Genomic DNA, 14,639 nt, shown 5'->3' with positions numbered 1-14,639 from the left:
GCTGGATCGGTCAGGCCGCGAGTGCGTCGCGGCAGGTCTGTTCGAGTGCCGCGATGCCGCCGGCGATGCGGTCGGCAGTGGCCGCGTGCTGCGCCGACAGGGGCAGCAGCGGCAGGCGGATGCCGTCGACGTGGCCGAAGCCGAGCCGCGCCAGCAGCGCCTTCACTGGAATGGGATTGGATTCTACGCCGCAGAACTCCACGAGCGCGGTGATCGCCGCGGCGTGGGCCGCGCAGCCATCGACGTCGCCACCACGCGCCAGGTCGCACAGGCGGCGGAACGCGGCCGGTGCGGCGTTCGAGGCCACCGAGACCAGGCCCTCCGCGCCGGCGAGCATCGCGCGCCCGGCGGTGGCGTCGTCTCCGCCGAGGATCGCGAAGCCCGGGCCCGCCAGCTCCAGCAGTGCCTGCATCCGCGCCTCGTCGGCCACCGCCTCCTTGATGCCGATGATGGCGTCGTGGTTGGCCAGCGCGGCAACCGTGCCGGGCTGCATGTCGCAGCCGGTGCGCGGCGGCACGTTGTAGAGAATCACCGGCAGCGCACCGTCGTCCGCAACCGCCCGGTAATGCGCCAGCAGCCCGGCCTGGGTCGGACGCACATAGGGCGGCGTGACCACCAGGGCGGCGTCGGCGCCACAGGCGGCGGCCAGGCGCGTGCGCTCGATGGTGTGAGCGGTTCCCGACTGCCCGGTGCCGGCGGCCACGGGCACGCGCCCGGCCACCCGCCCGACCGCGGCACGCAGCAGCGTTTCGTATTCGCGCGGCGTGAGCGCGGCGGCCTCGCCGGTGGAACCGGCCACGACCAGCGCCTGGGTACCGCCCGCGAGCTGCGCGTCGACCAGGCGCAGCCAGGCGTCGATGTCGAGGTCGCCGGCGGCCGTGAACGGCGTCGCCAGCGCGGTGATGCTGCCGGAAAGATGCAAGCTGGACCTGCGTTGGGAAGCCGTGCGGGGGTGCCGCGCGACGGGCGCACGGCTGCCGTGATCTTACTTGCGGCTTCGAAGCACGGGCAAGTATGCTGGCCGCAGCCTCAGGGCGGCGACAGCGCCCGCGTCCAGGGCCGCACGGCAGCCGGCAACCGGCGCCCCCACCGCACTCCGTGGACTCCGCTTTGACCGACACCGATACATCCCGGCCCGCGCCGACCGAGAACCACCTCCTCATCAACGCCTACACGACGCACCCGCGCTCGCCCCTGCTGGCGGTGTCGCGGCGCATCGCCGACAGCGGCTGCAACCTGGTGGATACGCGGCTGTCGACCGTGGGCCGCGACGTCTCGGTGACGGCGCTGGCCACCGGTTCCTGGGACGCGGTGGCCAAGCTCGAGGCGATGCTGACCCGGCTCGAGCGCGAGGAAGGCCTGAAGCTGGTCTGGTACCGCACCGGTCCGAAGCCGATCCAGTCCAACCTGCTGCCCTACATCGTCGAGGTCGTGGCGTCCGACAAGCCCGGCATCCTGTACCAGCTGGCCGACTTCTTCGATCGCCAGGGCATCACCATCGAGAGCCTGCACTGCTCGCGCTACCGCGCCATGCAGACCGGCGCCGACATGTTCTCGGCCCAGGTCACCATCGGCGTGCCGGCGGACATGCACATCGCCGCGCTGCGCGACGATTTCCTCGAGTTCTGCGACCACCTCAATCTCGACGCGATCATGGACCCGATGAAGTTCTGACCGCAGGCGAAGGGACGAATGAACGAAGGCGACACGCTCGACCGCACCACCCTCGCGCTTCCGCTGCAGCTGTCCGGCGGCGCGACCGCGACGCTTGCCGACCACGCCGGCCGCTGGCTGGTCCTCTACTTCTATCCCAAGGACTCCACGCCCGGCTGCACCACCGAGGGCCTGGACTTCAACGCGCTGCTGCCGGAGTTCGAAGCGCTCGACGCCGGCGTGCTGGGCGTGTCGCGCGACTCGGTGAAGTCGCACGACAACTTCTGCGCGAAGCAGGGCTTCGCGTTCCCGCTGGTGAGCGATGCGGACGAGGCGCTGTGCCGCGCGTTCGACGTGATCCGCGAGAAGAACATGTACGGCCGCAAGGTGCTGGGCATCGAACGCAGCACCTTCCTGATCGACCCCGAGGGACGCATCGCGCGCGCATGGCGCAAGGTGCGCGTTCCGGGCCACGTCGACGCCGTGCTCGAGGCGCTGAAGGAAGCCCGCACCCGGTGATCCACCGCCCTGCCCGCGCGCAGCGCCGCCCCGCCCCGCGGGCCGCGGCGGCCTTCGCGTGGGACACACACGCTCCAGCGCCACCCTTCGCCACGCACACCCGCACGGACTGAGGCCTTGATGAACCACGGCAAGCGGATCTACGTACTCGACACCAACGTGCTGATGCACGACCCCACCGCGCTGTTCAAGTTCGAGGAGCACGACGTCTACCTGCCGATGCAGGTGATCGAGGAGCTGGACAACGGCAAGAAGGGGACTTCGGAGGCCAGCCGCAACGCGCGCCAGGTCAGCCGCTTCATCAACGAGCTGATCGAGGCCCACGGCGCCGACCGAATCGCCTCGGGCCTGAAGCTTGAACGACCCGGCGGGCTGCAGCTGCGCGGGGCGGGCTCGAGTGGCCTGCTGCGCTTCCAGACCACCGTGCCGAAGGAGGACAAGACCTCGTTCGGCGCGGTGGCCCCGGACAACCGCATCCTCGGCGCGATCCTCGCGCTGCGCGCAGACGACGGCGCCGACCTGCCGGTGGTGTTCGTCTCCAAGGACATCAACCTGCGCATCAAGGCCGCGATCGCCGGAATCGCCAGCGAGGACTACGAGAACGATCGCGCGCTCGACGATTTCAGCCTCCTGTACACCGGCGCCACCGCGCTGCCCGAAGACTTCTGGCAGCGCCACGGCAAGGACCTCCGGTCCTGGACCGACAAGGGCCGCACGTACTACGAGGTGCGCCGCGGCGAGGACGACGACTGGCATCCCAACCAGTACCTCTACCTGCCCGGCGACGAGGAAGCCGAATTCCGCGTGGCCGCCGTCGAGGGCGAGCGCGCGGTGCTGCAGATCGTCGACGACTACCGCAGCCACCAGCATGCGGTCTGGGGCATCGTCGCCCGCAACCGCGAACAGAACTTCGCGCTCAACGCGCTGATGGATCCCGAGATCGACTTCGTCACCCTGCTCGGCACCGCCGGCACCGGCAAGACCCTGCTGGCGCTGGCCGCGGGCCTGGCGCAGACCATGGACGCGCAGCGCTACCGCGAGATCATCATGACCCGCGCGACGATCAGCGTCGGCGAGGACATCGGCTTCCTGCCGGGCACCGAGGAGGAAAAGATGACGCCCTGGATGGGCGCGCTGACCGACAACCTCGAAGTGCTGCTGCCGAGCAGCAACAAGGATGGCGGCAGCTGGGGCCGGGCGGCCACCAACGACCTGCTGGCCTCGCGCATCAAGATCCGTTCGATGAACTTCATGCGCGGGCGCACCCTGCTCGACCGCTGGCTGATCCTCGACGAGGCGCAGAACCTGACGCCCAAGCAGATGAAGACGCTGATCACGCGCGCCGGTCCGGGCACCAAGATCGTCTGCCTCGGCAACGTCGAACAGATCGACACGCCCTACCTCACCGAGACCACCTCGGGCCTCACCTACGCCGTCGACCGCTTCAAGCACTGGGCGCACAGCGCGCACATCACCCTGCGCCGCGGTGAACGCTCGCGGCTGGCCGACTACGCGTCGGAGGTGCTCTGACGGCCCAAGGGGCAGCGACCTTCCGGGGAGGCCTGCCTGCGTCGGAGCTTGCCTCTGTAGTAGCTTGCCTCTGTAGGAGCGGCTACAGCCGCGATCGGCCCCGCGTCGAATCGCGGCTGTAGCCGCTCCTACAGAAGACGATGGCGCCGTCTGCTAGCTGGGGGCGTCCTCATCCGCGGCGCGCAGGCCTTCGACGTAGCGCAGTGCCTCCGCCAGGTCGGTGAAATAGCTTCCGGGGATATCCCGGCTGACGACGTCCGCGCGCACCAGCTTGCGCAGCACCGCCATGTTCGCGCCGTTGAGCAGCACGTGCACACCGCGTGCGCGCAGGTTACTAATGGTGGATTCCAGGCGCTTCAGCCCGGTCGCATCGATGAACGGCACCCGCTCCAGGCGCAACGCCACGAAGCGCGGCGGCTGACGTGACCACGACAGGGCGCGCTCCAGCGAATCGACCGAGCCGAAGAAGAACGGCCCGTCGATGGAATACACCACCACGTCGGCGGGCAGCGCTTCCAGGCCCGCCTTCGCCAGCTCCGCGCGCAGCCCCGCCGGCGCCTGTTCCACCACGTCGACCGACGCGCTCATGCGGCGCATGAACTGCAGCATCGCCAGGATCACGCCGATGTTCACCGCCACCACCAGGTCGGTGAGGATGGTCAGCGCGAAGGTGATCAGCAGGATCACCGCGTCGGCCGTCGGCGCCCTGCGCACCATGCGGATGAAGCGCGGCGCCTCGCTCATGTTCCACGCCACCACGAACAGGATCGCCGCCAGCGCGGCCAGCGGCACCTTGCCTGCCCAGGGCGCGACCACCAGCAGGATCAGGACCAGCACCAGCGCATGCACGACGCCGGCGATCGGCGCGTTGCCACCGTTGCGGATGTTGGTGGCGGTGCGTGCGATCGCGCCGGTCGCGGCGATGCCGCCAAACAGCGGCGAGACGATGTTGGCGATGCCCTGTCCGATCAGCTCCTGGTTGGAGTCGTGCTTCGTACCCGCCATGCCGTCGGCGACCACCGCCGACAGCAGCGACTCGATCGCGCCCAGCATGGCGATGGTGAAGGCCGCGGGCAGCAGCAGCAGGACCACGTCGAAGCTGAGCGCGGGCACCGCGAATGCCGGCAGCGCGCGCGGGATCGCGCCGAAGGTCGACTCGATGGTGGCGACGCCGGGCAGGTCGAACGCCATGACCACCACGGTGGCCACCACCATCGCCAGCAGGGGTCCGGGGACTTTCGACAGGCCCGGGATGCGCGGCCCGCCCAGCGCCAGCGCCAGGCTGCCCAGGCCGAGCAGCGCCGTCGGCACGTGCAGCTGCCCGAACGAGCCGAGCAGGCCCCAGGCCTTGAGGTAGAACGGACCCTCGCCCGGCGATGGCAGGCCGAAGAAGTACGGCCACTGCCCGACCCAGATGATCACGGCGATGCCGGCGGTGAAGCCGACGATCACCGGATCCGGGATGAACCGGATCACCCCGCCCAAGCGCGCCAGTCCCATCGCGACCAGGATCACGCCGGCCATCAGCGTGGCCGCCAGCAGGCCGCCGACGCCGAACTGCGCGACCACGCCGGCCAGGATCACGATGAAGGCGCCCGTCGGGCCGGCGATCTGCACCCGCGAGCCGCCGAACAGCGACACCGTGATGCCGGCGATGATCGCCGTGTACAGGCCCTGCTCCGGCTTCACACCCGACGCGATCGCGAAGGCCATCGCCAGCGGCAGCGCGACCACGCCGACGATCAGGCCGGCGGAGAGGTTGCGCGGCCAGTTCGCGGCGCGCAGGAGCCCAGCGCGCTTCGCTTCAAAGAGGGCGATCATCGATCCATGCTAACGCTCAGCGGCGCAGCCGTGCCCGGAGCGCGAGCAGCGGCCGCTCGAGCAGGTAGTAGCTCGCGGCCGCCGCCAGCAGCACCAGCAGCAGCCGCGGCACCAGCGCCGGCATTCCCTGCCAGGCTTCGGTATCCAGGAACAGCTGCTGCCAGAGATACAGCGAGTAGCTCATCGAACCGAGCACCATGGCCGCGCGGGAATTGAGCACGCGTCCGGCCAGGCCGGACGGACGGGTCACTGTCCAGAGGACGGTGGTCGCGATGCCGAGGTTGACCAGGGTGGCGCCGAGCGGCAGGTGGAACGAGGGCCAGTCCATGAACCGCGCCGCGACCAGCGTCGCCAGCGGTGCCGCGACCCCGGTCCATGCCGGCAGCCACGCGCCCGCCCTGGCCAGCCCGACGCGGTCGACCAGCAGGGCCATCGCACAGCCGGTGGCCAGCGAGTCGCAGACGAACTGGAACTCCTCGTCCATGCCGTCGCGCGTGGCCGGGAGCAGGATCCAGGACAGCGTGCGCACGACCGGGGCCAGCGCGAGCACCAGCAGGGCCACCGACAGCGCGCGTCGGCCGGAACGCACGAACACCAGTGGCCAGAGCAGGTAGAACTGCTCCTCGACCGCGAGCGACCACAGGTGGCCCAGCGCCCAGCCGCGGTCGTGGTGGTAGTTCATCGTGTAGGTCAGCGCGTGCAGCAGGTCGCCCGGCAGCAGTCGCACCTGCCCTGCCCAGGCCGCGAGCGCCACGACCGCGATGTAGGCATAGGCGGCGGGGAAGATCCGCACGGTCCGCCGCGCGTAGAACGCGCCCAGCGAGACCCGCCCGGTCCTGGCGCGCTCGCCGATGAGCAGGGTGGTGATCAGGAATCCCGAGAGCACGAAGAAGACGGCCACCCCCAGGTGGGCGATGTTCACCACCAGCAGTGACCTCGCCGCGCCGGGGAAACCGGGGAAGCCGGCCGCGTGTCCGACGATGACCATCAGGACCGCGATCGCGCGCAGGCCGTCCAGGCCCGGAAGGTGTCCTTGCATCGCGTGCCCTGCCCCCACCCGGACGAACCGCCCTCGGTCTCTGCTGCCCAACGCCAATCGCGCCGGCAACCGGCAACCGGCAACCGCGGCTCGGGCAGTGGCGCGCGCCGGCATAATGGGGCCATGGCGAACCCCGGCACGATCTCCGCACTGACCATCGCCGGCTCCGACTCCGGCGGCGGCGCCGGCATCCAGGCCGACCTGAAGACCTTTGCCGCGCACGGCGTCCATGGGCTGTCGGCGATCACCGCCCTCACCGCCCAGCACACGCGCGGCGTGACCGCGGTGCACGTGCCCCCGGTCGGGTTCCTGCGCGCGCAGATCGACGCCTGCTTCGAGGACTTCGACATCGGCGCGGTGAAGCTCGGCATGCTGGCCTCGGCCGAAGTGATCCACGCCGTGGCCGATGCGCTGGCGGCGCACCGTCCGTCGCAGCTGGTCGTCGACCCGGTCATGGTGGCCACCTCCGGCGCGCGCCTGCTGGAAGAAGACGCGCTGGCGGCGCTGCGGACCCGGCTGCTGCCCGGTTCCGGCATCGTGACCCCGAACATCCCGGAGGCGGAACTGCTGCTGGGCCGCTCCATCGTCGATGCCGCCGATGCCGAAGCCGCGCTCGACGCGCTGCTGGCGCTGGGTGCGCGCGCCGTCCTGCTCAAGGGCGGGCACCTCGACGAGGGCGACACCGTCATCGACCGCTACGCCGACGCCACCACGCGCCGCGCGTTCCGCGGACCGCGCCTGCAGGTGGATGGGCACGGCACCGGCTGCACCCTGGCCTCGGCGATCGCCGCCAACCTGTGCCTCGGCCTGGGGATGGCCGAAGCCTGCGCGCGCGGAGTGGACTACATCCGAAGCGCGCTACGCGCCGGCATCCGTCCCGGGCGCAGCGAGGTCCTGGTGCTGGGCCACTTCGCCGCGCGCCCCGACGCATGAGCGGTCCTGCAGGAGCGGCTACAGGCGCGATGGCCGGCGATCGCGGCTATAGCCGCTCCTACAGGGCTTCGGTGGCATCCAACCATGGGCGCGAGGTGGCGTCGCACGCACAGTCCACCATGGCCATCGAGGCCTCGGACGGCCACCGCTTCGAGCTCCTGACCCGCATTCCCGAGCGGCCGCGACGCAGCCTGCTCTGGCTCCCCGCCCTCGGGGTCGCCGCACGTCATTACCTGCCGTTGGCGGACGCGCTGGCGGCGCGCGGCGTCGCGGTGTTCCTGCACGAATGGCGTGGACACGGCAGCAGCAGCCTGCGCGCCGGCCGCGACTGCGACTGGGGCTACCGGGAGCTGCTCACCCTCGACCTGCCCGCCAGCGAGGCCGCGATCGCGGCGGCGACGCCCGGGCTGCCGCGGATCGCCGGTGGCCACAGCCTCGGCGGCCAGCTCGCCGCGTGCCGGCTGGGCCTGGACCCGGCCGCGTGCGACGCACTGTGGCTGGCGGGTTCCGGCGCGCCCTACTGGCGCGCGTTCCCGCGTCCACAGCGGCTCGTGCTGCCGCTGGCGTATCGCGCACTGCCCTGGCTGGCGGCGCGGGCCGGCAGCCTGCCTGGCCGGCGCATCGGCTTCGGCGGCAACGAGGCGCGCGGGGTGATGCACGACTGGGCCGGCACGGCGCTCAGCGGGCGCTACGCGACCGGGAGCCTGGGCGACCTCGAGCCGCGCATGGCCACGGCGGCGGTGGAGCTGCGCACGGTGCTCTTCGCCCGTGACTGGCTCGCGCCCGCCACGTCGCTGCAGCACCTGGCGTCCAGGTTCCCGCGGGCGCGGATCGCCGGCACCATCCTCGACGACGCCGCGCTGGGCGTGCGCGCCGACCATTTCGCCTGGATGAAGTCGCCAGCGCCCGTCGCGGCCTGGTTCCAGCCGCTCTAGCCGTCGGCGTAGCCGCGCGGATTGGCCGACTGCCAGCGCCAGGCGTCACGGCACATGGCGTCGATGTCGTGCTCGGCGCTCCAGCCCAGCAGCTCGCGCGCCAGCGAAGCATCGGCATAGACCTCGGCGACGTCGCCCGGGCGGCGCGCGACGATGTCGCAGGGCACGCTGCGCCCCGAAGCGCGTTCGAAGGCCTGCACCAGCTCGAGCACGCTGGTGCCGCGCCCGGTGCCGAGGTTGATGTTGGCGCTGCGGCCCTCGCGGGCGAGGAAGTCGATCGCGTCGGCATGCGCGCGCGCCAGGTCCATGACATGGATGTAGTCGCGCACGCCGGTGCCGTCCGCCGTCGGCCAGTCGCCGCCGAAGACCGCAAGCCGCTCGCGCTGGCCCACCGCGACCTGGCAGACATAGGGCATCAGGTTGTTGGGCACGCCGCCGGGGGCTTCGCCGATGAGGCCGGAGGGATGCGCGCCCACCGGGTTGAAGTAGCGCAGGTTCACCGCATGGAAGCCCGGGTCACTGTCGCAGAGGTCGCCGATCAGCTGCTCCATGACCAGCTTGGTGCGGCCATAGGGATTGGTGACGCGCAGCGGCGCGTCCTCGCGCACCGGGACCGAGTCCGGATCGCCGTAGACCGTGGCCGAGGAACTGAACACCAGGCGCCGCACGCCGTGCGCCTGCATGGCCTGCAGCAGGTGGATGGTGCCGGCGATGTTGTTGTCGAAATAGTCCAACGGACGCTCGCAGGACTCGCCCACCGCCTTGAGCGCGGCGAAGTGGATCACCGCGTCGTAGCCGGCGCCGGCGAACAGCGCCGCGACCGCCTCGCGCTCGCGCAGGTCGACCTGCACGAGGTCCGGGCGGCTGCCGCAGATGGCCTCGAGCCGCTCGAGCACGCGGGGTGAACTGTTGCAGAAGTTGTCGGCGACCACGATCCGGTGGCCGCGCGCGGCGAGCACGGTACAGGTGTGGCTGCCGATGTAGCCGGCACCGCCGGTGACCAGGATGCGCATCGGGTGTCCCAGGCTGTCCATTCGGGCCGGCAGGGTACGCCAAAGCGGGTGCGTCGCGGGCGAAGCCCGGTGACCGCAGGATGCGTGCTTTGACGTTCTTTCTGGCAACCGCTGCCGTGGATGCCTTCCGATGACCGTGTTCCGCCTGCTCGCCACTTTCGCGCTTGCCGCCCTGTTCGGGGCCTGCGCATCGTCCGGCGGCATCGCCGACGTTCCCCCCGACCAGCCGCAGGCGGCGGTCGGCGAATACCTGATTGGCGTCGACGACATCGTCCAGGTCACCGTGTGGCGCAACCCGGAGCTGGGGATCACCGTGCCGGTGCGCCCCGATGGCCGCATCTCGGTGCCGCTGGTGGGTGACGTGGTCGCCGGCGGCCTGACGCCCTCGGCGGTGGCAGCCGACATCCAGGAGAAGCTCGCCGCCTATGTGCGCGATCCCCAGGTCGCGGTGATCCTCACCGACCTGCGCAGCCACGAATACCTGTCGCGGGTGCGCGTCACCGGCGCCGTGCGCCAGCCGGTCTCGATCCCGTTCCGCCAGGGCATGACCGTGCTCGACGCGGTGTTGGCCGCGGGCGGGGTGAACGAATTCGCCGCCTCCGACCGTGCCGCGCTCTACCGCCGCAACGGCCAGTCCACCACCAGCACCTACGCCGTGCGCCTGGACCGCATCCTCGACCGCGGCGACCTCACCACCAACCACCGCGTCGCGCCCGGCGACGTCATCACCATCCCGGAGCGCGCGTTCTGATGTCCTCCAACGCACTCGCCGCCCCGCGCCGCGCCGGCGTCGCCCTGCCCCGCGCGCCCGAGCTCACGCCCAACGAACTGCTGCCGATCCTGCTGCGCGAGGCACGCTCGCGCATCGTGCTGCTGGTGGCGATCTTCACCGCGATCGCGCTGCTGACCCTGGTGGTCGGCCTGTTCGTGATCCCGCGCAACTACACCGCCTCGGTGACCATCCTGGCGCAGGACAGCGACATCATCCAGCCGCTGCTGGAAGGCCGCGCGGTCCCCACGGGCGTGGCGGACCGCGCCGGCATGGCGCGGCAGATCATCTACGGCCGCAAGGTGCTGGAAGAGGCGCTGGCCATCGGTGGCTGGCTCGAAGACAGCCCGAGCGCGGTCGCGCGCGACCGGCTGAAGGAAGAGATCCGCAACCGCACGATGATCGAGAGCCCGCGCCCGGACCTGGTGCAGATCAGCTACCGCGACCGCGACCCCGAGCGCGCGTTCCAGATCACCCAGGCCTTCGGCGACCTGTTCATGCGCGAGGCCGCGGCCACCAAGCAGCGCGAGAGCCGCGAGGCCTACGAGTTCATCGACAGCCAGGTGCAGGCCTACCACGCCAAGCTCTCGGGCGCCGAAGGCAACCTGCAGGACTACCAGTCGCGCAACGTCGACGCGCAGCCGGGCAGCGCCGCCGACGCCACCACCCGCATCGGCGCCCTGCGCACCCAGCTGGAGCAGACGCGCATGGCGCTGCTGGAGCAGGAGTCGCGCGAATCCTCGATTGAGGCCCAGCTGTCGGGCGAGTCCGCGGTGACCGCGGTGCAGACGCGCGAAAGCCTGTACCGCACGCGCCTGATCGAGCTGCAGGCCGAGCGTGACCGCCTGCTGCTGGCCTACACCGAACAGCACCCCGACGTGATGCGCCTGCGCCACCAGATCGACGACATCAACCGCATGCTCGCCGACGAGCGCGGTCGCCGCGAGGCGCCCGGCAGCGCCGGCACCCTGTCGGACGAGGCCCAGGCCAACCCGCTGTACCAGGAACTGCGCAGCCAGCTGTCGCAGGCCCGGCGCGAGACGGCGGCCACCCGCTCGCGGCTGGCGATCGCGCAGTCGCTGCTTGACGACGAACTCGACCGCAGCCGGCGCATCGCGGCCTCGGAAGGCGCGCTCGCCGAGCTGACGCGCGACTACGAGGTCAACCGCGAGATCTACCAGGACCTGCTGCGCCGGCGCGAGAACGCGCGCGTCTCGATGGGACTGGACCAGGAGAACCGGGGCCTGACGCTCCGCATCCAGGACCCGGCCACCATGCCGCTGCGCCCATCCGGCCTGCGCTTCCTGCACATCGCCGCGGCCGGACTGCTGCTGGCCATCACCCTTCCGCTGGCGCTGGTGTTCCTGGTGGCGCGCTTCGACCCGCGCGTGCGCACGCCGCACCTGATCGTCAAGCACGCCAGCCTGCCGCTCCTCACCACCGTGCCGTCCTATCCCACGCCGGGCGAGCGGAGGCGCGAGTACGCGTCGATGGCCTTCGCCGTCGCCATGGCCGGCTCGGTGGTGCTGGTCTATGTCCTCACCTACGCCTACAGGATCGTGGCCGCATGAGCTCCGCATCGCTGATCGAACCGCAGCACGTGCGCGACGCGCACGACATCGCCGCCGAAATGCCGGCACCGCGCACCGGTGCGTCCAGGCAGCTGGCCCGCGTGCAGCCGCCGCCGCTGTCGCCGCGCGCGCTCGAGGAGCGCCGGCTGATCCATCGCCAGGACTCGGTGCGGGTGCAGGCCGACGCCTTCCGCGACCTGCGCACGCGCCTGCTCAACCTGCGCGGCAACCAGAACTTCATCACCCTGGTCGCGCCGGTCGGCCGCGCCTGCGGCGGCAGCTTCGTCGCGCGCAACCTCGCGCTGGCCTTCGCCTTCGACGAGGCCAAGACCGCGCTCCTGGTCGACTGCGACGCGCTGCATCCCAGCCAGCACCTGGCGCTGGCCGCGGGCAGCGACAACTGCGGGCTGATGGACTACCTCGACGGCAGCGTCGACGATCTCGGCGACATCCAGTACGCCACCGGAATCCCGCGGCTGCAGCTGATCCCCAACGGCAGCGTGCGCGAGATCGCGGGCGAATACTTCACCTCGACCCGCGCACGCACGATGATCGACTCGCTGCGCTCCGACGACCCCAACCGCTACGTGATCCTGGATGCGCCCTCGGCCCTGAACTCGCCCGACGCGCGCATCCTTTCCGACCTCGCCGACGTCGTGGTGCTGGTGGCCGGCTACGGCAAGGTCACGCTCGAGGCCATCGACAAGGCCGCCGCCAACTTCGACCCGGCGAAGCTCGCGGGCATCGTCTTCAACGACAACCACTGACCGCCATCGGAAAGGGATCGCCATGGGAAGCTGCAGCATCCGCGTCTCGCTGGTCGCGGCCGCGCTGGCGGTGCACATCGCCGCGCCGGCGCAGGCGGCGCGCATCGACTACACGGTCGACGCCGGCGTCGAGCACGACGACAACGTCCGACTGACGCCGGTCGACGCCGACAGCCAGCGCATCCTGCGCGCAGGGCTGGGCTTCCTGGTCACCCAGGACGGTTCGGCCGTGCAGGCCGCGGTCGCCGGCCGCGCCGACTACCGCGACTTCCAGGGCGGCCTCGATGACGGCGTCGAAGGCATGCTCTCGGCCTACCTCAACTGGGTCCTGCTCCAGGACCGGCTCAGCTTCACCGTGCAGGACGAGCTCGAACTGCAGGCGATCGACCGCTACGCCGCCGATGCGCCGGACAACCGGCAACAGGTCAACGTGCTGTCGGCGGGGCCGAACTTCCTGTTCGACCTGGGCAGCCTGCACGGGCGCCTGGAGGCGCGCTGGATCGACACCCGGGCCGAGGTCACCGATGAATTCGATTCCAGCCGCGTCGGCGCGGCCCTGCGCCTGACCCGCGAGTTCGACGACCGCAGCCGGCTGGGCTTCAACGCGCAGTGGACCGATACCGACTACGACCAGCCGCTGCTCGCGCGCGACCATCAGCGGACCGACGTCTATGCCCGTTTCGAGCGCCAGCAGGCGCACATCGACTACGCGATCGACGCCGGGTATTCCTGGCTCGACTACGCCGATGGCGAAACGCGCGACAGTCCCCTGCTCCGCCTCGAGGCCGGCTGGCGCCAGGGTGAGCGCAACCGGATCTCGCTGGCCCTGGCCTACCAGTTCTCCGACGCCGCCGACCAGGCGCTGGTCGACGGCGCCGCCGGCCGGCCGGAGGCGACCGTGCCCGGCGGCGTGCTGGTGGACGGCGGCGCGATCGTGCCCTCGGTCTATCGCCTGCAGCGCGCGGCCCTGGCCTGGGACCACGCCGGCGAGCGCTTCGGCCTGCGCACCGAGGCCTATGCCCAGCGCCTGCGCTACGTGGACGCGTTCGTGCCCGACGAGGACGACCGCGGGCTGCTGCTGGCGCTGACCTACCGCCTGGCGCCCAGCGTGACGCTCGCGGGCTGGGCCGATTTCGAGTGGATCGAGTACCGCCAGCTCGGCGCCGAGGACGAGGCCCGCCGCATCGGGCTGTCGCTGGAAAAGAGCTGGACCCGGCACTGGAGCACCTCGCTCAGCTACTACCGCTACGAACGCGACAGCGGCGTCCTCGACAACGAAGTGCGGCAGAACGTCTGGTACCTGTGGATGTCGTACCGGAACCGTCCGCGGTGAGCACGCTCGCATCGCTGCGCCACTGGGCCCGCACCTCGCCGCACCCGGCGGCGGCCGTGGCCCGGCGCACGCGGGGTGCGGCGCTTGCGTTCACCCTGCCCGCGCCGCGCGTCCTGGTCCGCCCCTACCTGTGGCTGTTCCTGGGGATGCGCGGCACGCTGTTCTTCCTCCGACGGGTGCTGGTGGCCGAACCGCTGTTCAAGGCCTATTGCGCCCGCGTGGGCCGAGGCGTGACCACCGGCATCCACGTGCCCTGGGTCCAGGGCAGCGGTGAACTCGTGGTCGGCGACCATGTGCGCGTCAGCGGCAAGATCTCGATCAGCTACGCGGCAAGCTTCACCAGCCGGCCGCGCCTGGAGATCGGCGACTACTCCGACATCGCGCACGAGACGCGCTTCGTCGTGGGGCGCGAGATCCGCCTCGGGCGCCACGTGCAGGTCGCAGGCGGCGTGACCTTCCGCGACTCCGGCGGGCACCCGACCGATCCGGAGCGCCGCCGGCTCGGCAGCGCACCCGACCCGGATGACGTCAAGCCGGTCATCGTGCACGACCACGCCTGGATCGGGACCGGGGCGCTGGTGATGCCCGGCACCGAGATCGGCGAAGGCGCGATCGTCTCGGCCCATGCGGTGGTCTCGGGCAAGGTCGCGCCCTACAGCATCGTCGCCGGCAATCCCGCGCGGCGCATCGGCATGGTCGGACAGGCGGCGCCCGGGGCCGCTGCCGCGACGGCGAGCGCGGCCGCCGCCTGACACC

14 protein-coding genes are annotated in these 14,639 nt (G+C 71.3%); 10 read left to right on the top strand and 4 right to left on the bottom strand.

Annotation, left to right across the window (positions count from 1 at the left end):
* Positions 1-10 precede the first annotated feature (10 nt).
* The gene (dapA, locus tag JGR68_RS05640) at positions 11-922 is read right to left on the bottom strand and encodes a 4-hydroxy-tetrahydrodipicolinate synthase (protein WP_199361498.1); all 912 of its coding nucleotides are present in this window, start codon (positions 920-922) and stop codon (positions 11-13) included.
* A gap of 188 nt (positions 923-1,110) precedes the next feature.
* On the opposite strand from dapA, the gene JGR68_RS05635 reads away from it, so the two are divergent.
* From JGR68_RS05635 to JGR68_RS05625, 3 genes are all read left to right on the top strand, one after another.
* Positions 1,111-1,674 (top strand): glycine cleavage system protein R, encoded by a 564-nt coding sequence (locus tag JGR68_RS05635; protein ID WP_229822980.1) that lies wholly within the window; start codon positions 1,111-1,113, stop codon positions 1,672-1,674.
* Between the two features lie 18 nt (positions 1,675-1,692).
* Complete coding sequence (locus JGR68_RS05630) at positions 1,693-2,172, top strand: peroxiredoxin (RefSeq protein ID WP_199361497.1); 480 nt, start codon at positions 1,693-1,695, stop codon at positions 2,170-2,172.
* A 120-nt stretch (positions 2,173-2,292) separates the two neighbouring features.
* The gene (locus JGR68_RS05625; protein WP_199361496.1) at positions 2,293-3,702 is read left to right on the top strand and encodes a PhoH family protein; all 1,410 of its coding nucleotides are present in this window, start codon (positions 2,293-2,295) and stop codon (positions 3,700-3,702) included.
* Between the two features lie 153 nt (positions 3,703-3,855).
* Here JGR68_RS05625 and JGR68_RS05620 read toward each other — a convergent pair whose 3' ends face one another.
* Both JGR68_RS05620 and JGR68_RS05615 read right to left on the bottom strand, forming a co-directional pair.
* Positions 3,856-5,523 carry a SulP family inorganic anion transporter gene (locus JGR68_RS05620; RefSeq protein ID WP_199361495.1) on the bottom strand — a complete coding sequence of 556 codons (1,668 nt, stop codon included), beginning with the start codon at positions 5,521-5,523 and terminating at the stop codon, positions 3,856-3,858.
* Between the two features lie 16 nt (positions 5,524-5,539).
* On the bottom strand, positions 5,540-6,562 hold the full coding sequence (locus JGR68_RS05615) for an acyltransferase (RefSeq protein WP_199361494.1): 1,023 nt from the start codon (positions 6,560-6,562) through the stop codon (positions 5,540-5,542).
* A 123-nt stretch (positions 6,563-6,685) separates the two neighbouring features.
* Between JGR68_RS05615 and thiD the strand changes: the two genes are divergently transcribed.
* A complete protein-coding gene (gene thiD, locus JGR68_RS05610; protein ID WP_199361493.1) occupies positions 6,686-7,495 on the top strand; it encodes a bifunctional hydroxymethylpyrimidine kinase/phosphomethylpyrimidine kinase in 810 nt (269 codons plus the stop codon).
* Complete coding sequence (locus tag JGR68_RS05605) at positions 7,492-8,430, top strand: alpha/beta fold hydrolase (protein WP_343225116.1); 939 nt, start codon at positions 7,492-7,494, stop codon at positions 8,428-8,430. The genes thiD and JGR68_RS05605 overlap by 4 nt, the downstream gene beginning before the upstream one ends.
* Here the strand turns inward: JGR68_RS05605 and galE are convergent.
* The gene (galE, locus tag JGR68_RS05600; protein ID WP_199361663.1) at positions 8,427-9,443 is read right to left on the bottom strand and encodes a UDP-glucose 4-epimerase GalE; all 1,017 of its coding nucleotides are present in this window, start codon (positions 9,441-9,443) and stop codon (positions 8,427-8,429) included. The two genes, JGR68_RS05605 and galE, sit on opposite strands and share 4 nt — an antisense overlap.
* Positions 9,444-9,573: 130 nt before the next feature.
* Between galE and JGR68_RS05595 the strand changes: the two genes are divergently transcribed.
* From JGR68_RS05595 to JGR68_RS05575, 5 genes are read left to right on the top strand one after another with little or no spacing between them, the layout of a single operon-like run.
* Entirely contained in the window at positions 9,574-10,194 is a 621-nt protein-coding gene (locus tag JGR68_RS05595) for an XrtA/PEP-CTERM system exopolysaccharide export protein (RefSeq protein ID WP_199361492.1), read from the top strand.
* Entirely contained in the window at positions 10,194-11,783 is a 1,590-nt protein-coding gene (locus JGR68_RS05590; RefSeq protein ID WP_199361491.1) for an XrtA system polysaccharide chain length determinant, read from the top strand. Before JGR68_RS05595 ends, JGR68_RS05590 begins: the two co-directional genes overlap by 1 nt.
* Positions 11,780-12,550 carry a CpsD/CapB family tyrosine-protein kinase gene (locus JGR68_RS05585; RefSeq protein WP_199361490.1) on the top strand — a complete coding sequence of 257 codons (771 nt, stop codon included), beginning with the start codon at positions 11,780-11,782 and terminating at the stop codon, positions 12,548-12,550. Before JGR68_RS05590 ends, JGR68_RS05585 begins: the two co-directional genes overlap by 4 nt.
* A gap of 22 nt (positions 12,551-12,572) precedes the next feature.
* A complete protein-coding gene (locus JGR68_RS05580) occupies positions 12,573-13,883 on the top strand; it encodes a hypothetical protein (RefSeq protein WP_199361489.1) in 1,311 nt (436 codons plus the stop codon).
* Complete coding sequence (locus JGR68_RS05575; protein WP_199361488.1) at positions 13,880-14,635, top strand: acyltransferase; 756 nt, start codon at positions 13,880-13,882, stop codon at positions 14,633-14,635. Before JGR68_RS05580 ends, JGR68_RS05575 begins: the two co-directional genes overlap by 4 nt.
* Positions 14,636-14,639: the final 4 nt, after the last annotated feature.

The sequence above is a fragment of the Luteimonas sp. MC1750 genome (assembly GCF_016615955.1).
Taxonomy (GTDB): Bacteria; Pseudomonadota; Gammaproteobacteria; order Xanthomonadales; family Xanthomonadaceae; genus Luteimonas.
Note: the sequence above shows the minus strand (reverse complement) of the source record. Positions and strands in the feature narration are given on the sequence as shown.

Bases quoted from the DNA above. Each gene is read 5' to 3' on its own strand.
- JGR68_RS05630 (WP_199361497.1), top strand. From the start codon at position 1,693: ATGAACGAAGGCGACACGCTCGACCGCACCACCCTCGCGCTTCCGCTG.
- JGR68_RS05625 (WP_199361496.1), top strand. From the start codon at position 2,293: ATGAACCACGGCAAGCGGATCTACGTACTCGACACCAACGTGCTGATG.
- JGR68_RS05620 (WP_199361495.1), bottom strand. From the start codon at position 5,523: ATGATCGCCCTCTTTGAAGCGAAGCGCGCTGGGCTCCTGCGCGCCGCG.
- JGR68_RS05615 (WP_199361494.1), bottom strand. From the start codon at position 6,562: ATGCAAGGACACCTTCCGGGCCTGGACGGCCTGCGCGCGATCGCGGTC.
- thiD (WP_199361493.1), top strand. From the start codon at position 6,686: ATGGCGAACCCCGGCACGATCTCCGCACTGACCATCGCCGGCTCCGAC.
- JGR68_RS05605 (WP_343225116.1), top strand. From the start codon at position 7,492: ATGAGCGGTCCTGCAGGAGCGGCTACAGGCGCGATGGCCGGCGATCGC.
- galE (WP_199361663.1), bottom strand. From the start codon at position 9,443: ATGCGCATCCTGGTCACCGGCGGTGCCGGCTACATCGGCAGCCACACC.
- JGR68_RS05595 (WP_199361492.1), top strand. From the start codon at position 9,574: ATGACCGTGTTCCGCCTGCTCGCCACTTTCGCGCTTGCCGCCCTGTTC.
- JGR68_RS05590 (WP_199361491.1), top strand. From the start codon at position 10,194: ATGTCCTCCAACGCACTCGCCGCCCCGCGCCGCGCCGGCGTCGCCCTG.
- JGR68_RS05585 (WP_199361490.1), top strand. From the start codon at position 11,780: ATGAGCTCCGCATCGCTGATCGAACCGCAGCACGTGCGCGACGCGCAC.
- JGR68_RS05580 (WP_199361489.1), top strand. From the start codon at position 12,573: ATGGGAAGCTGCAGCATCCGCGTCTCGCTGGTCGCGGCCGCGCTGGCG.